Here is a 20,521-nt window from a genome sequence, read left to right as displayed (position 1 = left end):
TTTTTAAAGCATGCTGTGGCATCCAAGTGGCTGTCAATCCCGACACCTCACCCCATTTTTGCGCCACATTCGTCGAGGGGCTCCGGAATTGGCGATTCATTCTGGTCTAAATTCATTCTGGTCTAAATTCATTCTGGTCCAGACGTCACCTTGCTTTGCCGACGGCTCGCCGATGGGCGCTGTTCCAGAATATTTTACGCCGCACCTTTAACCCTCCGGCAACCGGCGCTAACGTCGCGCTGAAATCGGGAGGCGTTTAACTTGGCAGAGCTAATTCTGGTGCGGCATGGGCAGGCCAACAGCCATGCCACGGATGAGGCAGGCTATGATCGGCTTTCTCCACTCGGCGTGCAGCAGGCTGAATGGTTGGGTACGCATCTGGCTATGACAAATCCGCATTTCGACCATGTGATCACCGGAACTCTCAATCGTCAGGTCGGCACCGCCCGCGCCATGGGCTATCATATTACCGAGCAAGACCCGCGGTTGGATGAACTGAGCTATTTTGCCCTCGCCCGCGCCATCGAGGCGCAGCACGGGATTCCCGCGCCTGCCGACGCCACTGAATTTGCCCGCTACCTGCCGCAGGTGATCGAACACTGGGCGCGGGGCGATCTTGACGATGTGCCCGAGAGTTTCGAGCATTTCACGACCCGCATCACCAGCTTGATCGACGACATCTGCCACCACAACGGACGCATCCTGATCGTGACCTCGGGCGGCGTGATTGGCATGGTCATGCGTCACGTCCTCGGCCTCGATATTCCCGGCATGGCCAAGGTCATGTTGCAGGTGATGAACAGTTCTCTGCACCGGCTCGAGCATGTGCATGACATGCTGATGCTGGGCACGTTCAACGCCACGCCCCATCTCGACACCCCCGACCGGGCACATGCCCGCACCTTTATCTGACAGTGAGAGGAACGCGCCATGAAACTCTACTACGCCAAAGGCACCATCTCGATTGCGGCGGTGATCGCGCTGCACGAGGCGGGGCTCGACTTTGAACCGGTGCGCCTCGATTTTCGGGCGGGAGAGCAATCCGGTGCCGCCTATCTCGCGATCAATCCCAAGGGACGAGTGCCAACACTCGTCACCGACCGGGGCATCCTGACCGAAACCGGCGCATTGCTTGATTACATTGCCGACATCGCCCCTCAGGCCGAATTGCGCCCCACCGATCCCTATCAAGCCGCCAAGATGCGTGAGGCCATGTATTATATCGCCTCCACCATGCATGTGAACCACGCCCACAAGATGCGCGGCCACCGTTGGGCCGACCAACAGAGCTCTTTCGACGATATGAAAACCAAATCGGTCCAGACCATGACCGACAGCGCGACCTATGTGGAACATAATCTCATCACAGGCCCCTTCGTTACAGGCGACACCCTAACGCTCGCCGACCCATATCTCTATGTCGCCTGCAACTGGCTCGAGGGCGATGGGGTAAAGCTGGCCGAGTTCCCAAAGATTGCCGCGTTCATGCAGGCAATGCGTGCCCGGCCCTCAGTGGCACGGGTGATTGCGGACGATATGATCTGAGGATTTGTCATGACACATATCTGGGTGCGGGCCGAACAAAGACCGAATGAAGAACGCGTGGGACTAACGCCCGAAGGGGCGGCGCAACTGATCACCAAGGGCATTCGTGTCACTGTCGAAGAGAGCCACAACCGCGCCATTCCGATTGAGAGCTATCGCGCAGCGGGCTGCGAAATTGCGACTGAGAACTCTTGGCCGTCCGCGCCTACCGAAGCAATCATTTTTGGGCTCAAGGAACTCCCCGAGGATGACACGCCCCTGCCGCATCGGCACATCATGTTCGGCCACGCCTTCAAGGGACAGCATGCCGGGCGACGTCTCTTGCAGCGGTTCAAGGCCGGGGGCGGCACGCTCTATGATCTGGAATACCTCGTCGATGAAACGGGCCGCCGCGTCGCCGCGTTTGGCTATTGGGCGGGCTATGCGGGGGCGGCGGTGTCGCTCATGGCATGGACGGCACAACAGGGCGGCGCGATCTGCCCGCCCGTCGATACCTATCCGGGGCGCGACGCGCTGCTGGCAGATCTTGGCGCCCAGCTGGATGCCACGGGTGCGTCCCGCCCGCGCGCCATCGTCATTGGGGCCTTGGGGCGCGTGGGCACCGGTGCTGCGGATCTCTGCGAAGCGATGGATGTCACCGTCACCCGCTGGGACATGGCCGAGACCGCATCGGGGGGGCCTTTCCCGGAAATCCTCGCGCATGACATCTTTCTAAACTGCATCTTCGCGCGCCCCGGCACGCCGGTTTTCGTGCCGAAATCCGCGCTTGACCAGCCCCGCCAATTGACCGTGATCGGCGATGTGGCCTGCGACCCCGACAGCGATTACAACCCGGTGCCAGTTTATGACGCGGCGACCTCATGGACAGCCCCGGTGTTGCGCGTGCATGGCGCCCCACCGCTCGACGTGATGGCGATCGACAACCTGCCCTCGCTCTTGCCGGTTGAATCCTCACGGGATTATGCCGGGCAATTGCTGGCCTCGTTGCTGACCCTCGACACGCTGGATCAAGGGGTCTGGGGGCGCGCGGCAGAGACCTTTCACACCCATATGAACGACATCTGAATGGCACCCTATGTCGGATATCTGGCCGCCTTTCTGGGTACGATCTGCTGGATTCCGCAGGCGATCAAGGCCTGGGCCACGCGCGACACTTCGGGCCTGTCGCTCCCGTCGAACCTGCTCTTTCTGACCACAGTTTCCCTGTGGCTGGTCTATGGGCTGATAATCGGCGACTGGCCTCTCATTCTGGCCAATATCTGCGCCGTTCTGGCGATGCTGAGCATCGTCGCGGCGAAACTCCGTTATAAGTAAAAGGAGAGACGGACATGACAATCCACTGGTGCGGCACCGGCCTATCGGCCATCCCCGGCCTGCGACGGCTGATCGAGGCGGGGCATGAGGTGGCGGTCTGGAACCGTTCGACCAACAAGGCGCGGGCGGCGGTGGGCGATCTGACCGACAATATCCACGCCTTTGACAAGGATGAACTGGCGACGGCGCTCGAACCCGGTGACGTGGTCGTCTCGATGCTGCCCGGTGACTGGCACGTGCCACTGGCGGAACTCTGCCTTGAGAAGGGTGCGAATTTTGTGTCCTCATCCTACATCGCACCTGAAATGCGCGCGCTCGATCAGGCGGCGCGCGAAAAAGGGCTGCGCTTTGTCAATGAAATTGGTCTTGATCCCGGCATCGATCATCTGATGGCGCATCATCTGGTGGCCGAATATCGCGCCTCCCCAGCCTTTGACGCAGGCAATGACCTCCGCTTCACCTCCTATTGCGGCGGCGTGCCGAAACGGCCCAACCCATTTCGATACAAGTTCAGCTGGTCGCCCTTGGGCGTGCTCAAGGCGCTGCGCTCGCCCTCGCGCTCAATCCGGAATTTCTCGGAGATCAAGGTCGCGCGGCCATGGGACGCGATTTCCAGCTATGACGCCCCTTTGCCCAACCCCGAGATCTTCGAGGTTTACCCCAACCGCGATTCCCTGCCCTTCATCGCCGACTACCGGTTCGATCCCGACTGGCGGATCAAGGATTTCGTGCGCGGCACGCTGCGTCTGAATGGCTGGTCAGAGGCATGGAAGGAGGTCTTTGCCGAGATCGAGACGCTCAACGGTGCCGCGGGCGATGCCCGGCTCAAGGAGATGTCGGATCAGTTCTGGCAAGAGAACGCCTACGATGAGGGCGAGCCAGACCGCGTGGTGCTCTGCGTTGATCTCAAGGCGGAAAAAGCCGGTAAATCCGTCTGGCATAAAACCTATGTGATGGACGCTTGGGGCGATGCGCGTGGCACGGCGATGGCGCGGCTGGTCTCGATTCCAGTCTCACTTGCCGTTGAGTCGGTGCTGGCGCGGGAAATACCCGCGGGCGTTAGCGCGGCACCGCATGATCCCAAGCTGGTCACGCGCTACCTCGACGAGGTCAACCGGCTGGCACAGCATCTGACGGTCGTGGATCACGTCGGCTGAGCGTTTCGGCGCAAGGTAAGGCTTGAGTATTTGCGCCAAGAAAAAGCCAAGTCGTTTTTTCTTGGCAAAAATACTCAAACCGGCCGCTGCACCCGCTCAGAACGGCATGTCATCAGCACCCGTGATGAAGCGCGCAACGACCTTCTTGGTGCCCGCCTTGTCAAAGGCGATCTCAAGTTTGTCGCCTTCGATTCCGATAATGGCGCCATATCCAAACTTCTGGTGAAAGACGCGCTCGCCGACCGTGTGCGCGCTAATCGCCTCAGCCTCAATAACCCTGTGCCTCGCCTCGCTTGGCTGACTCATGGGCCGTTCGCCGCCCCGCGCCTGAAGTCGCCGCCAGCCGGGACTGTTGTAGACATTGGCATCGGCAGCACGGCTCTCAATCCCACTGCCGGCGGCGGCACCATAGGCTCCGCCATAAAGACCCGGTGGGGTGAGAACCTCGACATGCGCCTCGGGCAATTCGTCGATGAAGCGCGACGGCATTTGCGATTGCCACTGGCCATAGACGCGGCGATTGCCCGCAAAGGATATGGTGCAAACCTCTTCGGCGCGGGTTATGCCGACATAGGCCAGCCGCCGCTCTTCCTCCAGCCCGCGAACGCCGCTTTCGTCCATCGAGCGTTGCGATGGGAAAAGACCATCCTCCCATCCCGGCAGGAACACGGCCGGAAACTCCAGCCCCTTGGCGGCGTGCAGTGTCATGAGTGTGATTTTCTCGCCGTCTTCGCCCGCCTCATTGTCCATGATGAGGCTCACATGTTCCAGAAAACCTTGCAGGTTCTCGAACCCTTCCAGAGCCTTCACCAATTCTTTTAGGTTCTCGAGCCGCCCGGGTGCCTCGGGCGTCTTATCGAGTTGCCACATCTCGGTATAGCCGCTCTCGTCAAGGATCATTTCAGCCAGTTCAATGTGGCTGAACTCGGCATCGCCTACCATCCGGCCCCATCGCGCAAGCCCGTCTATGAAACGGCGCAACTCAGCAGCACTTTTACCGGTTATCCCTTTATCCTCGAGCAATATCCGCGCGCCCTCGACCAGCGGCACACCATTCTGACGAGCTGTCACCTGAATTTTTTGCTGCGCCTTGTCGCCCAACCCGCGTTTGGGCGTGTTCACGATCCGCTCAAAGGCCAGATCATCGGCGGGCGATACCACAAGACGGAAATAGGCCATGGCGTCGCGGATTTCCAAACGCTCATAAAACCGCGGGCCGCCGATCACGCGATAGGGCAGGCCGATGGTCAAAAACCGATCTTCAAAGGCACGCATCTGGTGGCTGGCGCGCACGAGAATCGCCATCTCATCCAGCGGATAGGGCCGCATGCCGCGTGTACCGCGCCGCATGCTTTCTACCTCTTCTCCAATCCAGCGCGCCTCTTCCTCGCCGTCCCAATGACCGATCAGGCGTACCTTCTCGCCCTCTTTGGCCTCCGTCCACAGCTCCTTGCCCAGCCGGTCCCGATTGCCCGCAATCACGCCCGAAGCCGCCGCTAGGATATGCGGCGTCGAGCGGTAGTTCTGTTCCAGCCGGATCACCGCCGCACCGGGAAAATCCTTTTCGAACCGCAGGATATTGCCCACTTCGGCCCCGCGCCAACCATAGATCGACTGATCATCATCACCCACGCAACAAATATTCTTGTGCCCTCCCGCCAAGAGACGCAGCCAGAGATATTGCGCGACGTTGGTATCCTGATACTCGTCCACGAGGATATAGCGGAACCAACGCTGGTATTGCCTGAGCACATCGTCGTGCTTTTGAAAGATCGTGACCACATGCAGCAGCAGGTCGCCGAAATCGACCGCGTTCAGCTCGCGCAGGCGGGTTTGATACTGCCGGTAGAGCGCCGGCCCCTTGCCATCATAGGCGCTCCCCTCAGAGGCGGGTAGATTGTCGGGCGTCCAGGCGCGGTTCTTCCATTGATCGATGATCCCGGCCAGCATCCGCGCCGGCCAGCGTTTGTCGTCAATGCCCGACGCCTGCACCAGTTGCTTGAGCAGGCGCAGTTGGTCATCCGTGTCGAGAATGGTGAAATTCGATTTGAGATCAACCAGTTCAGCGTGACGGCGCAAGAGCTTGACGCAGATCGAGTGAAAGGTGCCCAGCCACGGCATCCCCTCGGCGGGCTGGCCCAAGAGGCGGCCTACACGCTCTTTCATCTCGCGCGCGGCCTTGTTGGTAAAGGTCACGGCAAGGATATCACCGGGCCCCGCGCGCCCGGTGTTCATCAGATGCACGATGCGCGTGGTCAGCGCCTTGGTCTTGCCCGTCCCCGCCCCTGCGAGCATCAGCACGGGACCATCCAGCGTTTCCGCCGCGCGGCGCTGTTCGGGGTTGAGGTCATCAAGATAGGGCGCGGGCCGCGCCGCCATGGCACGCGCCGAGAGGCTGGCGCCCTCAAAGGCATCGGATTCGTCAAATCTGTTCATGCCCGTGACAATAGCGCGGAGGCGGCGAGAGTTAAAGAGATGTTCGGGGATTGTTCCACCCACATCTGACCTCTGGACAAGCCCCTGAAAACCCGCGCAAATGCGCGCCATGACCCTGCATGCCACCTATCCCGCCCTGTCTGATCTGCGCGCCCGCGCGGCGCGGCGCATTCCGCATTTCGTCTGGGAATACCTAGACAGTGCCACCGGCACCGAGGCGACCAAGGCGCGCAACCGCCTGATGCTGGATCAGGTGCGGCTGAGCCCATCGATCCTGCACGGCGAATTCACGCCCGATATCACGGCCCCTCTCTTGGGCCAGATCCATGCGCTTCCAGTAGGCATCGCGCCGGTGGGCATGTCGGGCCTCATCTGGCCCGATGCCGAGCGGCTCTTGGCGCGGGCGGCAACGCAGGTGGGCATTCCCTATGGCCTCTCGACCGTGGCCAGTCAAAAGCCAGAGGATATCGGGCCGCATCTGAACGGCAATGGCTGGTTCCAGATGTATCCGCCGCGAGACACGGGCATTCGCACCGACATGCTGAACCGCGCCCGCAACGCCGGGTTCTCGGTACTTGTGCTGACTGTGGATGTGCCCGTGGGCAGCCGCCGCGAACGGCAGGTGCGCTCTGGCCTCACGCAGCCGCCCAAACTGACCCCGCGCCTTTTGGCGCAGGTCGCGCGCTGTCCGACATGGGCGCTTGGCACCGCGCGGCTTGGCATGCCGCGCATGCGGCTGATTGACGATTACGCTGGCCAGACCAAGGGCCTGCCGTCAAACAAGCATGCGGGCTATTTGCTGCGTACCTCGCCCGACTGGGACTATCTGCGGTGGCTACGCGATGCTTGGGATGGGCCCCTTGTGGTCAAAGGAGTGCTGCGCGGCGACGATGCGGCAGCGCTCGAGAAAGAGGGTGTGGACGCGATCTGGATCTCGAACCATGCAGGCCGCCAATTCGACGCCGCCCCCGCCACCATCGAGGCGTTGCCCGAAGTGCGCGCCGCAACCACCCTGCCCGTGATCATGGATGGCGGCATCGAGGGCGGGCTCGATGTGCTGCGCGCCATTGCCCTTGGGGCGGATTTCGTCATGTTGGGGCGTGGCTGGCACTATGCGCTTGGTGCCTTGGGCGAGATTGGCCCGGCGCATCTGGCGGATATTCTGGCCGAGGACCTGCGCGCCAACATGGGCCAGTTGGGCGCGCGCACGCTCTGGGATGTGCGGTCGCGGCTGATCCCTAACGGGTAGGGCCGACCACCCGTCGGGACAGGAAATTTCCCTTGCCGGTGAATACCCAGTTTGCCGGATTGCACAAACCTTTCACAAATCTTACAAGGATGCAGCGCTGCAATGCGGCATAGACTGTCGCGCCGCCAGAACTGATAAACCGGGGGGACAGGCATGGCCGACTTCAAGAAAATTCTCATCGCCAACCGGGGCGAAATCGCCATCCGCATCATGCGGGCCGCCAATGAAATGGGCAAGAAAACCGTCGCTGTCTTTGCCGAAGAGGACAAGCTCGGGCTGCACCGGTTCAAGGCGGATGAGGCGTATCGCATCGGCGAGGGCATGGGGCCGGTTCAGGCCTATCTGTCGATCGAGGAAATAATCCGCGTGGCAAAGCTTTCGGGGGCGGATGCGATCCACCCCGGTTACGGCCTGCTGTCCGAAAACCCGGCCTTTGTCGATGCCTGCGACGCGGCGGGCATCACCTTTATCGGGCCGCGAGCCGAAACCATGCGCGCACTCGGCGACAAAGCAAGTGCGCGACGCGTGGCGATTGAAGCTGGCGTGCCGGTCATCCCCGCCACCGAAGTTCTGGGCGACGACATGAAGGCCATCCGCAAGCAGGCCAAGGAGGTCGGTTATCCCTTGATGCTCAAGGCATCCTGGGGCGGCGGCGGGCGCGGCATGCGCCCCATCGAGAACGAGAGCGAGCTAGAGGATAAGGTCCGAGAAGGGCGGCGCGAGGCCGAGGCGGCCTTTGGCAATGGCGAGGGCTATCTGGAAAAGATGATCCTGCGCGCGCGCCATGTCGAGGTTCAGATCCTCGGCGACAAACATGGCAATATGTATCACCTCTTTGAGCGGGACTGCTCGGTGCAGCGCCGCAACCAAAAGGTGGTCGAGCGTGCCCCTGCCCCGTATCTGTCGGAGACGCAGCGAGAGGAAATCTGTCAACTTGGCTACAAGATCTGCAAGCATGTGAACTATGAATGTGCGGGCACCGTCGAATTCCTGATGGATATGGACACCGGCAAATTTTATTTCATCGAGGTCAATCCGCGCGTTCAGGTCGAGCACACCGTAACCGAGGCTGTGACCGGCATCGACATCGTGCAGGCTCAGATCAAGATCGCCGAGGGCAAGAGCCTGATGGAAGCGACCGGCAAGGCCAGCCAATATGACATCACCCTGCATGGCCACGCGCTCCAGACCCGGATCACCACCGAGGACCCGCTCAACAATTTCATTCCCGATTATGGCCGCATCACCGCCTATCGCTCGGCCACCGGCATGGGCATTCGCCTTGATGGCGGCACCGCCTATGCGGGGGGTGTGATCACGCGCTATTATGACAGCCTGCTGACCAAGGTCACGGCTTGGGCACCCACGCCCGAACAGGCGATTGCCCGCATGGACCGTGCCCTGCGCGAATTCCGTATTCGCGGCGTGAGCACCAACATCGCCTTTGTCGAGAACTTGCTCAAGCACCCGACATTCCTGAACAATACCTACACGACTAAATTCATCGATACGACGCCGGAGCTGTTCAAATTCGCCAAGCGGCGGGATCGCGGCACGCGCGTTCTGAGCTATATCGCCGACATCACAGTTAATGGGCATCCCGAGGTCGAGGGGCGCACCCGCCCAGCCGCCGATCTCAAACTGCCGCGCGCGCCGCGCCCAACCAACCCCGAGATCAAGGATGGCCCAAAGCAGATCCTTGAACATAAGGGCGCGCAGGCCGTGGCCGACTGGATGGCTGCGCAAAAGCATCTCTTGATCACCGACACAACCATGCGCGACAGTCATCAATCGCTCTTGGCCACGCGGATGCGCTCGATCGACATGATCGGCATCGCGCCCAATTACGCCCATGATCTACCAGGGTTGTTTTCGGTCGAATGCTGGGGTGGCGCGACGTTTGACGTGGCCTACCGCTTCCTTGACGAATGCCCTTGGCAGCGGTTGCGCGACATTCGCGCCGCCATGCCCAACCTGCTTACGCAAATGCTGCTGCGCGGCTCGAACGGGGTGGGCTATACCAACTATCCCGACAATGTGGTTGCGGCCTTTGTCAAACAAGCGGCCGAGAGCGGCGTTGATATTTTCCGCGTCTTCGATCCGCTGAACTGGGCCGAGAACATGCGCGTGTCCATGGATGCCGTGCTCGACTCGGGCAAGGTGCTGGAGGCCGCGATCTGCTACACCGGAGACATGCTGGACCCGGCGCGTTCCAAGTATGATCTGAAATACTACCTCTCAATGGCCAAGGATCTGAAGGCCGCAGGCACGCATATCCTGTGCATCAAGGACATGGGCGGGCTGATGAAACCAGCTACGGCGAGCGTGCTCTTCAAGGCGCTCAAGGAAGAGGTGGGCCTGCCGCTGCATTTCCACACCCATGACACAGCGGGCATCGCCGGGGCGACGATCCTTGCGGCGTCCGAGGCCGGGGTGGATGCGGTAGATTGCGCCATGGATTCGCTCTCGGGCAATACCTCTCAGGCGACGATTGGCACGATCATTGAGGCGCTGCGCCACACGCCGCGCGACACGGGCCTCGATATTACCGCCATCCGGCACATCTCGAACTATTGGGAATCGGTGCGCAACCATTACGCCGCTTTCGAGAGCGGGATGCAGTCGCCCACCTCCGAGGTCTATCTGCACGAGATGCCCGGTGGGCAGTTTACCAACCTCAAGGCGCAAGCGCGCTCGATGGGGATGGAGGACCGCTGGCACGACATCGCGCGCACCTATGCCGATGTGAACCAGATGTTCGGCGATGTCATCAAGGTGACACCGATCGCCAAGACGGTGGGCGATCTGGCGTTGATGATGGTGAGCCAAGGCCTGACTTGTGAGGACGTGCTCGACCCTACGACCGAGGTTAGCTTTCCCGACTCGGTGATCACACTGATGAAGGGCTATGTGGGACAGGCACCGGGCGGCTTCCCCCCCGCCATCGTCAAGAAGGTGCTGAAGGGCGAAGAGCCCATCACCGTGCGCCCCGGCACGCTGTTGCCGCCCGAGGATCTGGACGCGCGGCTTGCAGAACTGACCGAGCGTTTTGGCAAGAAGATCGACAACGAAGACCTGATGGGCAGCCTGATGTATCCCAAGGTTTTCGCCGATTACATGGAGCGTCACGCTCAATTCGGGCCCGTGCGCACCCTGCCCACACGCACCTTCTTTTATGGGATGGAAACCGGCGAGGAAATCACCGCCGAAATCGATCCTGGCAAGACCCTTGAGATCCGGTTGGTCGCGGTGAGCGAGACGCAAGAGGACGGGGAAGCGCGGGTATTCTTTGAACTCAATGGTCAGCCGCGCACCGTGCGCGTGCCCGACCGGCGGATCAAGGACAAGGTCGCTGCCCGGCCCAAGGCGGAATTGGGCAACGCCAACCACATCGGCGCGCCAATGCCCGGTGCCGTGGCAACGGTTGCGGTCAAGGCGGGGCAAAAGATCAAAGCAGGCGATCTCTTGTTGACCATCGAGGCAATGAAGATGGAAACCGGCCTGCACGCCGAGCGGGACGCGACCGTCAAGGCGGTGCATGTCCAGCCCGGCAGCCAGATCGACGCGAAGGATCTGCTGGTGGAACTGGAGTAACGCCTCCCTGTCACCCTCGGGCTTGTCCCGAGGGTCTCTCCCCGCAAGAGATCGCCGGGTCAGGCCCGAGGATGACAGGCAGGCGACACCACCGAAAGCCCTTTTGCAATCCCGTCAATTCGGCCATGCTACGCGCCATATGCCCCGTGACAGGCCGCGCCATGCAGAAAATACTCGTCTTCACTGACATTCACATCGTTGCCCAAGGCCAGTCCATCATCGGCCTCGATCCCTTCGCGCGCTTTACCCAAGGGCTTGCACACGCGCTGACGCGACACCCTGATGCTGCCCGGATCGTGCTCTGTGGCGACCTGACCCACCGCGCCGCACCCGAGGAATACGCTCGCCTGCGCGGGGCACTCGCGGATTGCCCCCTGCCCGTCAGCCTGATGCTGGGCAATCACGACCGCCGCGCACCATTTCTAGACGCCTTTCCCGAGGCCATGCGCATGGAAACAGGGCATATCCAGCATCATGCCGACATCGGGACACATCGGCTGATCTGTCTCGACACACTGGATGAGACGGCTTCGGATCTGCACTCGGGCTGGCTCTGCCCCGTGCGGCTTGACTGGCTGGAGCACTGTCTGGCTGAGGCGGACACCCGCCCGGTCATTGTCTTTACCCATCACCCGCCGATCGACACGGGCTTTGCCGGGATGGATGCCATTGGCCTTCGCAACCGGGCCGAATTCATTGCGCGGCTCAAGGCGGCGGGTAATGTCGTTCAGATCGTATCGGGCCATGTTCACCGCACGGTGCTGGGGTCGGCAGGGGGCATTCCCACCGCCATCCTCAAGAGCCCCTGTCACCAGATGCCCATGGCGCTGGACGCTCAGGACACGAGCCTCTCAATTGACGAGCCGGGTGCCTATGGCCTCTTGCTGCTGACCGAGACAGGGGTGATTTTCCATACTGAGGATTTCACCCTGCCCCCGGCCCGTTCCGCAACCTATTCCTGACCAGAAAGCAAAGCGCATGTCCCTTGCCATCAGCCCTCTTTACGCGGGCCTCATCGGCCTTCTCTTCGTCCTCCTGAGCGTGCTGGTCATCGCCGCCCGATTTAAAACCAATGTTTCTTTGGGCGATGGCGGGGAGAAGTTGTTGATCCGCCGCATCCGGATGCAGGCCAATTGCGCCGAATACGCCCCGCTCGGCCTGATCCTGCTGGGCATGGCCGAACTTCAGGGCGCGCCGGGATGGGTTGTTCATCTGCTGGGCTTGATGCTGCTCTTGGGGCGGGTGCTGCATGCAGTGGGATTTGGGCGCACGCCAGAGATCATGCCGATGCGCAGTGCCGGAGTGGTGCTGACCTTTGCCATGCTGATCCTCAGCGCGCTTGCCAATATCGGTCACGCGTTGCTCTGACGGATGTCAGCGTGCAGGCTGTGACGGCGCAGAAGACTTTCCCTGCTGGCAAAAATCGTCCATCATCCTAAAACGTACTGAGATCCGCGCCGCGCGCGTCCCTGCCGCGACCCGGATGAGGGAGGACCTGATCATGTGCCGAATTTTTGCCGGACAAGACCCCGACCGCTATGAGTTGGTCACGCGCCGCATGCGCCTGAATGGCCAGAGCACCAGCATCCGTCTGGAGAAATCCTTTTGGGGTATCCTCGACGAAATCGCCGAGAGCGAGGGGCTGACGACCCCCGGTTTCGTGTCGAAACTGCATGCCGAAGTACTGGAACTGCACGGCGAGCCTGCCAATTTCACGTCGCTCTTGCGCTGTACCTGCCTAGTGCACCGCGAAAACCCGCTGGAGGCCGAGGCACGCCATATGGCGGCGGAGTAAGACAAATCAAGGCGTAGTATCCCCTTACTACCCGCCCCGCCCCTGCTTTGGTAACTTTTCCGAACCAAATACAGGTTTCGGAGGGCATGATGGCCAAAGCCATTCACAGCATGATTCGCGTTCTCGACGAGGCGCGGTCGGTCGATTTCTATTCTCGGGCCTTTGGGCTGCGCGTGGCGGAGCGGCTGGATTTCGAGAAATTCACCCTCGTCTACATGTCGAATGACGAAAGCCCCTTTGAGGTGGAATTGACCATCAACAAGGGACGCACCGAGCCATATGACCGTGGCGATGGTTACGGTCATCTCGCCGTGCTTGTGGAAGATCTTGCCGCCGAGCATTCACGATTCGAGGCAGAGGGATTGAGTCCGCGTAAGATCGTGGAATTCGCCCCTGACGGCAAACTCGTGGGCAAGTTTTTCTTTGTCGCAGATCCTGATGGTTACGAAATCGAAGTACTGGAACGCGGCGGGCGTTTCAAATGAGAGCAAGGGCGCGTCCGGGGAGGGACGCGCCCATTTTTTGCATGGGAGGATAACACATGACTGACACCAAACCCCGCAAGGGGCTTAACCGGCGCGAGTTGCTCTCGCGATCTATCGCGGCGGGCGCAGGCTTTGTCGTCGGAACGGGCTTTGTCGCCAGCACCGATGCCGCTTGGGCGCTCGAGACCCAAGCGCTCAAGCCCGAGACCATGGCGGCGCTGATCCAGATGGCGCGCGATATCTATCCGCATGACCATCTGGCCGATGAATACTACGCCATCGCGGTCAAGGGCTATGACACGGCAGAGGCGGCCGAAGCCGTAGAGGCCGGGATCGCGGGCCTCAACGCCGCAGCGCAGGGCAAGGGTCACGCCGATTATCTCAGCGTCGGCTGGGAGCGTGACCGCGTGGACATCCTGCGCAGCATTGAGGACAGCGCGTTCTTTCAACAGATACGGGGCGGGCTGGTGACAGGGCTTTATAATCAAAAGGCGGTCTGGCCGCTCTTTGGCTATGAGGGCGAGTCCTTTAGCCAAGGCGGTTACATCAACCGCGGCTTTGACGACATCAATTGGCTTTAGGCCATAGCCATCGAGGGAGGAAAGACTATGGCTGCACCTTTTGATTTTAACGACGACTCTGTGATCGTCGTCATCGGCACCGGCGCGGGCGGCGGTGTGCTATCTAACGAACTGGCGCAACGCGGCGTGTCCGTGGTGGCGCTTGAGGCGGGCGGGCGCTATCTGCCGGAAGATTACATCAACGACGAATGGGAAAGTTTCGGGCAACTGGCCTGGCTCGATCCACGCACAACGTCCGGTGACTGGCGCGTGGCCAAGGATTTTTCTGGCCTACCCGCCTGGATCGTCAAGGCGGTGGGCGGCACCACAACCCACTGGGCCGGGGCCTCGATCCGGTTTCAGGACCATGAATGGAAGGCCAAGACCAATTACGGACCCGTCCAGGGGGCAAATCTGCTCGACTGGCCCATCGACGCGGCCGAAATGGCCCCGTGGTATGATAAGGCCGAGGCAAAACTGGGCGTGACCCGCACCAACAATCTGGCTGGACTGCCGGGGAACAATAATTACAAGGTATTCGAGGCAGGCGCCAAGGCGCTTGGTTACAAAGAAGTCCACACCGGGCGCATGGCCATCAACTCTGAGGACTATGACGGGCGCATGGCCTGCCAGCAGACGGGCTTCTGCTTTCAGGGCTGCAAATGGGGCGCGAAATGGTCATCGGCCTACACAGACATCCCGCGCGGCGAGGCTACGGGCAATCTCGAGGTCCGCTCCAAGGCGCATGTCGCGCGTATCCTGCATGACGACAGCGGCAAGGTGACGGGTGTCGAGTATTTCGACGAGGCCGGCAACCTTCAGATGCAAATGGCGCGTGCCGTCTGCGTCGCGGGCAATTCGTTCGAATCGCCCAGGCTACTGCTCAACTCTGCCTCGTCGATGTTCCCCGATGGGCTTGCCAATTCCTCGGGTCAAGTGGGCCGCAACTACATGCGGCACATGACCGGCTCGGTTTACGGCGTGTTTGATAAGCCGGTGAAGATGTGGCGCGGCACGACCATGGCGGGCATCATTCAGGACGAAGCGCGGCACGATCCCTCGCGCGGTTTTGTGGGCGGCTATGAGCTGGAAACGCTGGCACTCGGCCTGCCCTTCATGGCGGCGTTCCTCGACCCCGGTTCGTGGGGCCGCGAGTTCACCACCGCGCTCGACGCATACGAGAACATGGCCGGTATGTGGATTGTGGGCGAAGACATGCCGCAGGAAACCAACCGCGTCACGCTCAACCATGACGTCAAGGATCAGTGGGGCCTACCCGTGGCCAATGTGCATTTCTCCGACCATCCAAATGACGTCGCGATGCGCAATCATGCCTATAGCCGTGGCATCGCGGTATACGAGGCCGTGGGGGCCACGCGCACCTTCCCGACGCCGCCCTATCCCTCGACCCACAATCTCGGGACCAACCGTATGTCTGAAAACCCGCGCGACGGGGTGGTGAACAAATGGGGGCAAACCCATGATATCCCCAACCTCTTTGTCTCGGATGGCTCGCAATTCACCACGGGTGCTGCGGAAAACCCGACGCTGACGATCGTGGCTCTTGCGATGCGGCAGGCGGATCACATTGCAGGTGAACTCACACGCGGCAACCTCTGATCGGTTGCCCCGTCCCTCCCCCGGTGCCTCATACTCTCCCCGAGGCGCCGGGGGAAATGGGCTTAGCCTTTTGGAAGATAGGGGATGGAACCGGCAGCGTCCGTGTCGTCTATCACCCAAAAATGTCCCTCGCTCCCCGCCTGACGGGATTTGGCGAGCGGAGCATACTCAGGGTCATGTGCAAAGGCTTGCGCAGCCTCAGCCGACGGAAACTCAATCAGCGCGATAAGAGTGGTATCAGGCGCGAGTCCTTCCAAGGTCTCAATATTGGCGCTACGCGACAGATACCGTCCTCCGTGTTTTGCCGCGATGTCATGCGTCCTAGCAGCATAGTCCGGCACCCAGGCATCATTCGTGATCTTCACCTGCGCGATTAGATAGGCTGGCATGCGTTTCCTCCTCCTATTGCGGGCCCTCTTCCCACGACCCAAACGCCGAGCGAGCCTAGCATGCTCCAGGAAATTACGGGGCTTCTTGACCATCCTACTTACGTCGCACCTGACCCATTCAAGTTGACGACAAAAATTTACGGTCCCTGGCAATTTTCCTCTTGCAGCCGCGCGCCAGAGTTTATAGATCACGCCTCACCCAAGGATGCGGGCGTAGCTCAGGGGTAGAGCATAACCTTGCCAAGGTTAGGGTCGGGCGTTCGAATCGCCTCGCCCGCTCCAAATTTCCTTACAATTAAAGAAATTTGGGGCGATCCGCCGGGGGGATCGTGACATTCCGCGCTTGGCGCTTGGCCTGCACCGCAGAGCGCAGTATAGAGCCACAAAAGCTTGACGGAGGCCCCATGCGCAGCGCCACAATCACCCGTAAGACCGCCGAAACCGACATCACCGTCGACGTCAATCTTGACGGCTCCGGTCGCTATGACACTCAGACCGGCGTGGGGTTCTTTGATCACATGCTGGATCAACTCGCGCGGCATTCTTTGATCGACATGACAATACGATGTGCTGGCGACCTGCACATTGACGATCACCACACGGTCGAAGACGTGGGAATCGCTCTCGGTCAGGCGCTCTCGCAGGCCCTCGGAGACAAACGTGGCATCCGCCGTTACGGAGCCTGTCTGTTGCCAATGGATGACGCGCTGGTGCGCGCGGCACTTGATCTGTCGGGGCGACCCTATCTGGTGTGGCACCTGGACCTGCCCACGCCCAAGATCGGGACATTCGACACCGAACTCGTGCGTGAGTTCTTTCAGGCCCTCAGCACCCATGGCGGCATCACGCTGCATGTGGACGCGCTGCACGGGATCAACAGCCACCACATGGCAGAGGCCGCGTTCAAGGCCGTTGCGCGCAGTCTGCGCGAGGCGGTTGAGACCGATCCGCGCAAAGCGGATGCGATTCCCTCTACCAAAGGCAGTCTCTGACACATGACCACTGTCATCGTCGACTACGAGAGCGGCAACCTGCACTCGGCTGAAAAGGCGTTTCAGCGCATGGCGTCCGAGACCGGCGCGGGCACTGTCATCGTCACCTCAGACCCCGATGTCATCCGCGCCGCAACCCGGATCGTTTTACCGGGGGACGGCGCATTTCCCGCATGCCGCAAGGCGCTCTATGATCACCGCGGTGTCTTTGAGGCTATCGAGGATGCAGTGATTACGCAGGCCCGCCCCTTCATGGGGATTTGCATCGGCATGCAGATGTTGGCAACGCGCGGAATGGAATATGAGGAAACAGCCGGGTTCGATTGGATTGGGGGGGCGGTCGAGCACATTGAGCCATCTGATCCCGCGCTCAAGGTGCCACATATGGGCTGGAATGACCTGGTGATTGACAACCCGCACCCAATCTTTGACGGAGTTAGTACCGGCGATCACGCCTATTTCGTGCACTCCTACCACTTCCGCGTGACCGACCCGGCACATCTTCTGGCGCATGTTGATTATGCTGAGGCAATCACCGCCGTTGTCGGACGCGATACGATCGTCGGCACGCAGTTCCACCCTGAGAAAAGCCAGCAAACCGGCCTTCGACTGATTGCCAATTTCCTGCGCTGGAAACCTTGAATGCCTCGCGCAGCTGCCGCGCTCCAGACTGTGCTGGATGAGATCACGGAGATTGCCCGGGCCTCTGAGAACCGGGGCAAGGTGGCGGACTACATTCCAGAGCTGGCTGGCGTGAACCCCGACCAATTCGCCATAGCCGTTGCTCGCCCCGGCCAACCGCCGCTGGTTGCGGGTGATGTGGATGTGCCGTTTTCCATCCAATCTGTGTCAAAGGTGTTCATGCTGGCGCTTGCGCTTGGCAAACTAGGAGACAGGCTCTGGTCACGAGTCGGACGTGAGCCATCGGGGTTGTCGTTTGACTCGATGCTGCTTTTGGAATTGGAAAAAGGCTATCCACGCAACCCGTTCATCAACGCGGGCGCTATCGTCACCACCGATGCGGTCTTGCAAGGGTCAACCCCGCGAGAGGCCCTTGGTGCGCTTTTGCGATTCATCCGTGCCGCAGCGGGGGACGAGGCGATTCACATCAATGAGCGCGTCGCGCAATCCGAGATTGCGACCGGTCACCGCAATTTTGCGCTCGCCCACTACCTGAGCTCGCACGAAAACCTCAAGAACGCCCCAGACTTGACCCTTGGTACGTATTTTCACCAATGCGCGGTCGAGATGACCTGCGCGCAATTGGCCAATGCAGGGCTCTTTCTGGTTGGTGGGGCTGGGGCACCGCGACTGGTGTCAGAGGCGCGTATCCGTCGAATCAATGCGTTGATGATGACCTGCGGGCATTATGACGGGTCAGGCGACTATGCCTTTCGTGTGGGGCTGCCGGGCAAGAGCGGGGTGGGCGGCGGTATCCTGTCGATCGTGCCGGGTATCGCCTCGATTGCGGTCTGGTCGCCGGGGCTCAATCACTACGGCAACTCCAAGCTTGGCACCGAAGCAATGGAGCGGCTCGCGTCGCGCACAGGCTGGTCGGTCTTCGGGCCCGACACCCGGCAGACTGACGGATAAGGGCCGATCTCAAAACTCAGCCACTGAACGCCTATTTCTCCCACAAACGCGGCTCTGCCATTTCAATGGAATTCCCCGCTGGATCGCGAAAATAGAGGGATCGTGCCCCGTTCGGCCAGTGAAAATCCGCCTCGATCTCGACACCTGCAGCCTCAAGTCGTGCACACCAATCATCGAGCGCCAGCCCTTCGACCGCAAAACAGAAATGGCCCGGCCCTTGGGCGCCATGCGGCGGGACTGGCAGTTCGGGATTGTTTGGTGGTTTACACGTTTCTTCGGGGTTGAAGATCAACAGGATGCCGGCACCCACTCGGTAAAACACATGGCGATTTCCAACCCGCACGATCGGATCGAGCCCGAGGATGTCACCATAAAACCGCTCTGCCGCGTCAATATCCGACACGTAGAGGGCCGCCTCAAGAAGTGCGGCTGGCGGCGTGGCGAAGGGAAGGTTGTGATCCATCATGGTGACATCATAACGCAGATGCAGATCTGACCAAACCGTCCCCTCGCGAATGCAATGCGACGTCGCGCTTACTTGACCTTTTGCCAAGTGCCTCCGTCGCGACAAATACCCAGAACGCAGCCACTAACCTTGAGCGTCTCGCCGGTCAATTGCAGCTTGGAATTATAGGTCTTGTCGCGGTCGGGCGAATAGACTTTGCCCTTGTATTCCCCGTCGCCAGTAGGGGCGGTTTCGGAAATGATCTGACGACCGATATTCTTGCTTTCCATCTCCTTGCCGTCGACATCAAAAGATTTGACCAACGTTCCGCAGAGCTTTGCACCACAGGGCGCAACCACGATCAACCCGGAATGGCCGTTGTCATCCTTGGCGGTGCGCCACGTTCCCAAGAGCGGTTCAGCCATCGCCATCCCGGCCCCCATCGTGAACACCACCGTCATCATCACCAGTTTACGCATGTCTGTTCCTCCCTGACATCCGCAGGAAACCTGTGCCATTGGCATGGCACAAATCAAGTCTGACGTCGGGTCGCGTTGCATTTCTCCCGCTCTCATGCCAAAGGCCGGACACCCAAAGATGAAAGGCCCCGCGATGATCCTCTATCCTGCAATCGACCTCAAGGACGGCAAGGCCGTGCGTCTCGTGCGTGGCGATATGGAGCGCGCGACGGTGTTCAATGAAGATCCGGCAGCGCAGGCTTTGGACTTTGTCGCCGCGGGCTGCGAATGGCTGCATCTGGTGGATCTTAATGGTGCCTTCGCCGGGGCGCCGGTCAACGCGGCACCGGTCGAGGCGATCTTGGCCGCCTGCAAAGTGCCTGCACAACTTGGCGGCGGCATCCGAGATATGGCGACCATTGAGGGCTGGCTCGACAAGGGGTTGGCCCGGGTGATTCTTGGAACAATAGCGGTGGAGAATCCCGCCCTCGTGCGCGAGGCCGCGCGCGCCTTTCCGGGGCAGGTGGCGGTGGGGATTGACGCGCGGGGTGGCCGTGTGGCGACCAAGGGCTGGGCCACCGAGACCGATGTTGACGCGACCGATCTGGCACGATCCTTTGAGGATGCCGGGGTGGCGGCGATCATCTACACCGACATCAACCGCGACGGGGCCATGCAGGGCCCCAATGTCGAGGCGACGGCGGCGCTTGCCCGTTCTGTCAGCATCCCGGTCATTGCCTCGGGCGGCGTATCATCTCTCGAAGATCTGATCGCGCTGCGAGATTGTGGCGTGACGCTGAATGGGGCCATCTCGGGTCGCGCGCTCTATGATGGAGCACTCGACCTCACGGTAGCCTTGGCCGCGCTCAGGGGCTGAACGCGGCGATAG

Annotated in this window: 21 protein-coding genes and 1 tRNA gene; 18 read left to right on the top strand and 4 right to left on the bottom strand. The window is 60.8% G+C overall.

The window, feature by feature from the left end:
• Positions 1-261: 261 nt before the first annotated feature.
• From VR71_RS08715 to VR71_RS08695, 5 genes are read left to right on the top strand one after another with little or no spacing between them, the layout of a single operon-like run.
• Entirely contained in the window at positions 262-912 is a 651-nt protein-coding gene (locus tag VR71_RS08715; protein WP_009819185.1) for a histidine phosphatase family protein, read from the top strand.
• 18 nt (positions 913-930) lie between these two features.
• On the top strand, positions 931-1,545 hold the full coding sequence (locus VR71_RS08710) for a glutathione S-transferase family protein (protein WP_009819186.1): 615 nt from the start codon (positions 931-933) through the stop codon (positions 1,543-1,545).
• A 9-nt stretch (positions 1,546-1,554) separates the two neighbouring features.
• Entirely contained in the window at positions 1,555-2,610 is a 1,056-nt protein-coding gene (locus VR71_RS08705; RefSeq protein ID WP_045683041.1) for a saccharopine dehydrogenase, read from the top strand.
• Positions 2,611-2,859 (top strand): SemiSWEET family sugar transporter, encoded by a 249-nt coding sequence (locus VR71_RS08700; RefSeq protein WP_009819188.1) that lies wholly within the window; start codon positions 2,611-2,613, stop codon positions 2,857-2,859.
• Between the two features lie 14 nt (positions 2,860-2,873).
• Entirely contained in the window at positions 2,874-4,016 is a 1,143-nt protein-coding gene (locus VR71_RS08695; protein WP_045683039.1) for a saccharopine dehydrogenase family protein, read from the top strand.
• Between the two features lie 96 nt (positions 4,017-4,112).
• Here VR71_RS08695 and VR71_RS08690 read toward each other — a convergent pair whose 3' ends face one another.
• The gene (locus VR71_RS08690; protein ID WP_045683037.1) at positions 4,113-6,452 is read right to left on the bottom strand and encodes an ATP-dependent helicase; all 2,340 of its coding nucleotides are present in this window, start codon (positions 6,450-6,452) and stop codon (positions 4,113-4,115) included.
• A 109-nt stretch (positions 6,453-6,561) separates the two neighbouring features.
• On the opposite strand from VR71_RS08690, the gene VR71_RS08685 reads away from it, so the two are divergent.
• The 8 genes from VR71_RS08685 to VR71_RS08650 all read left to right on the top strand — a co-directional run bounded on the left by VR71_RS08685 (position 6,562) and on the right by VR71_RS08650 (position 15,755).
• On the top strand, positions 6,562-7,701 hold the full coding sequence (locus tag VR71_RS08685; RefSeq protein ID WP_296430109.1) for an alpha-hydroxy acid oxidase: 1,140 nt from the start codon (positions 6,562-6,564) through the stop codon (positions 7,699-7,701).
• Between the two features lie 153 nt (positions 7,702-7,854).
• A complete protein-coding gene (gene pyc / locus VR71_RS08680; protein WP_045683034.1) occupies positions 7,855-11,295 on the top strand; it encodes a pyruvate carboxylase in 3,441 nt (1,146 codons plus the stop codon).
• A gap of 161 nt (positions 11,296-11,456) precedes the next feature.
• A complete protein-coding gene (locus tag VR71_RS08675) occupies positions 11,457-12,257 on the top strand; it encodes a phosphodiesterase (protein ID WP_045683033.1) in 801 nt (266 codons plus the stop codon).
• Between the two features lie 16 nt (positions 12,258-12,273).
• Positions 12,274-12,663, top strand: a complete 390-nt coding sequence (locus VR71_RS08670; RefSeq protein ID WP_009819194.1) for an MAPEG family protein — start codon at positions 12,274-12,276, stop codon at positions 12,661-12,663.
• A gap of 133 nt (positions 12,664-12,796) precedes the next feature.
• Positions 12,797-13,090, top strand: a complete 294-nt coding sequence (locus VR71_RS08665; RefSeq protein WP_198134900.1) for a ribbon-helix-helix domain-containing protein — start codon at positions 12,797-12,799, stop codon at positions 13,088-13,090.
• An 89-nt stretch (positions 13,091-13,179) separates the two neighbouring features.
• Entirely contained in the window at positions 13,180-13,575 is a 396-nt protein-coding gene (locus VR71_RS08660; protein ID WP_045683245.1) for a VOC family protein, read from the top strand.
• Between the two features lie 56 nt (positions 13,576-13,631).
• On the top strand, positions 13,632-14,156 hold the full coding sequence (locus VR71_RS08655; protein ID WP_045683032.1) for a twin-arginine translocation pathway signal: 525 nt from the start codon (positions 13,632-13,634) through the stop codon (positions 14,154-14,156).
• Between the two features lie 27 nt (positions 14,157-14,183).
• Positions 14,184-15,755, top strand: a complete 1,572-nt coding sequence (locus VR71_RS08650; protein ID WP_009819198.1) for a GMC family oxidoreductase — start codon at positions 14,184-14,186, stop codon at positions 15,753-15,755.
• A 62-nt stretch (positions 15,756-15,817) separates the two neighbouring features.
• On the opposite strand, the gene VR71_RS08645 is transcribed toward VR71_RS08650, so the two are convergent.
• Entirely contained in the window at positions 15,818-16,144 is a 327-nt protein-coding gene (locus VR71_RS08645; RefSeq protein WP_045683031.1) for a DUF1330 domain-containing protein, read from the bottom strand.
• Positions 16,145-16,351: 207 nt separating this feature from the next.
• Between VR71_RS08645 and VR71_RS08640 the strand changes: the two genes are divergently transcribed.
• From VR71_RS08640 to VR71_RS08625, 4 genes are all read left to right on the top strand, one after another.
• A tRNA-Gly gene (locus VR71_RS08640) sits at positions 16,352-16,426 on the top strand.
• A gap of 122 nt (positions 16,427-16,548) precedes the next feature.
• Complete coding sequence (gene hisB, locus VR71_RS08635) at positions 16,549-17,136, top strand: imidazoleglycerol-phosphate dehydratase HisB (protein ID WP_045683030.1); 588 nt, start codon at positions 16,549-16,551, stop codon at positions 17,134-17,136.
• A gap of 3 nt (positions 17,137-17,139) precedes the next feature.
• Entirely contained in the window at positions 17,140-17,778 is a 639-nt protein-coding gene (gene hisH / locus VR71_RS08630) for an imidazole glycerol phosphate synthase subunit HisH (RefSeq protein WP_009819201.1), read from the top strand.
• Positions 17,779-18,729 (top strand): glutaminase, encoded by a 951-nt coding sequence (locus VR71_RS08625; RefSeq protein ID WP_009819202.1) that lies wholly within the window; start codon positions 17,779-17,781, stop codon positions 18,727-18,729.
• A gap of 31 nt (positions 18,730-18,760) precedes the next feature.
• On the opposite strand, the gene VR71_RS08620 is transcribed toward VR71_RS08625, so the two are convergent.
• Positions 18,761-19,195 (bottom strand): glyoxalase/bleomycin resistance/extradiol dioxygenase family protein, encoded by a 435-nt coding sequence (locus VR71_RS08620; protein WP_045683029.1) that lies wholly within the window; start codon positions 19,193-19,195, stop codon positions 18,761-18,763.
• Positions 19,196-19,263: 68 nt separating this feature from the next.
• Positions 19,264-19,653: a DUF2147 domain-containing protein gene (locus VR71_RS08615; protein ID WP_009819204.1), complete on the bottom strand. Its 390-nt coding sequence runs from the start codon at positions 19,651-19,653 to the stop codon at positions 19,264-19,266.
• Positions 19,654-19,786: 133 nt separating this feature from the next.
• On the opposite strand from VR71_RS08615, the gene hisA reads away from it, so the two are divergent.
• A complete protein-coding gene (hisA, locus tag VR71_RS08610) occupies positions 19,787-20,509 on the top strand; it encodes a 1-(5-phosphoribosyl)-5-[(5-phosphoribosylamino)methylideneamino]imidazole-4-carboxamide isomerase (protein ID WP_045683026.1) in 723 nt (240 codons plus the stop codon).
• Positions 20,510-20,521 lie beyond the last annotated feature (12 nt).

The organism is Roseovarius sp. BRH_c41, assembly GCF_000961715.1.
In the GTDB taxonomy this organism is placed as follows: domain Bacteria; phylum Pseudomonadota; class Alphaproteobacteria; order Rhodobacterales; family Rhodobacteraceae; genus Roseovarius.
The sequence above is the reverse complement of the archived record's forward strand: the minus strand, read 5'-3'. Positions and strand labels throughout refer to the sequence as shown.

What these genes read in the sequence shown, in the direction of transcription:
- pyc (WP_045683034.1), top strand. Translation starts at nt 7,855, where the DNA reads ATGGCCGACTTCAAGAAAATTCTCATCGCCAACCGGGGCGAAATCGCC.
- VR71_RS08695 (WP_045683039.1), top strand. Translation starts at nt 2,874, where the DNA reads ATGACAATCCACTGGTGCGGCACCGGCCTATCGGCCATCCCCGGCCTG.
- hisA (WP_045683026.1), top strand. Translation starts at nt 19,787, where the DNA reads ATGATCCTCTATCCTGCAATCGACCTCAAGGACGGCAAGGCCGTGCGT.
- hisB (WP_045683030.1), top strand. Translation starts at nt 16,549, where the DNA reads ATGCGCAGCGCCACAATCACCCGTAAGACCGCCGAAACCGACATCACC.
- VR71_RS08670 (WP_009819194.1), top strand. Translation starts at nt 12,274, where the DNA reads ATGTCCCTTGCCATCAGCCCTCTTTACGCGGGCCTCATCGGCCTTCTC.
- VR71_RS08665 (WP_198134900.1), top strand. Translation starts at nt 12,797, where the DNA reads ATGTGCCGAATTTTTGCCGGACAAGACCCCGACCGCTATGAGTTGGTC.
- VR71_RS08620 (WP_045683029.1), bottom strand. Translation starts at nt 19,195, where the DNA reads ATGATGGATCACAACCTTCCCTTCGCCACGCCGCCAGCCGCACTTCTT.
- VR71_RS08700 (WP_009819188.1), top strand. Translation starts at nt 2,611, where the DNA reads ATGGCACCCTATGTCGGATATCTGGCCGCCTTTCTGGGTACGATCTGC.
- VR71_RS08625 (WP_009819202.1), top strand. Translation starts at nt 17,779, where the DNA reads ATGCCTCGCGCAGCTGCCGCGCTCCAGACTGTGCTGGATGAGATCACG.
- VR71_RS08690 (WP_045683037.1), bottom strand. Translation starts at nt 6,452, where the DNA reads ATGAACAGATTTGACGAATCCGATGCCTTTGAGGGCGCCAGCCTCTCG.
- VR71_RS08710 (WP_009819186.1), top strand. Translation starts at nt 931, where the DNA reads ATGAAACTCTACTACGCCAAAGGCACCATCTCGATTGCGGCGGTGATC.
- hisH (WP_009819201.1), top strand. Translation starts at nt 17,140, where the DNA reads ATGACCACTGTCATCGTCGACTACGAGAGCGGCAACCTGCACTCGGCT.
- VR71_RS08705 (WP_045683041.1), top strand. Translation starts at nt 1,555, where the DNA reads ATGACACATATCTGGGTGCGGGCCGAACAAAGACCGAATGAAGAACGC.
- VR71_RS08685 (WP_296430109.1), top strand. Translation starts at nt 6,562, where the DNA reads ATGACCCTGCATGCCACCTATCCCGCCCTGTCTGATCTGCGCGCCCGC.
- VR71_RS08645 (WP_045683031.1), bottom strand. Translation starts at nt 16,144, where the DNA reads ATGCCAGCCTATCTAATCGCGCAGGTGAAGATCACGAATGATGCCTGG.
- VR71_RS08650 (WP_009819198.1), top strand. Translation starts at nt 14,184, where the DNA reads ATGGCTGCACCTTTTGATTTTAACGACGACTCTGTGATCGTCGTCATC.
- VR71_RS08675 (WP_045683033.1), top strand. Translation starts at nt 11,457, where the DNA reads ATGCAGAAAATACTCGTCTTCACTGACATTCACATCGTTGCCCAAGGC.
- VR71_RS08615 (WP_009819204.1), bottom strand. Translation starts at nt 19,653, where the DNA reads ATGCGTAAACTGGTGATGATGACGGTGGTGTTCACGATGGGGGCCGGG.
- VR71_RS08655 (WP_045683032.1), top strand. Translation starts at nt 13,632, where the DNA reads ATGACTGACACCAAACCCCGCAAGGGGCTTAACCGGCGCGAGTTGCTC.
- VR71_RS08660 (WP_045683245.1), top strand. Translation starts at nt 13,180, where the DNA reads ATGGCCAAAGCCATTCACAGCATGATTCGCGTTCTCGACGAGGCGCGG.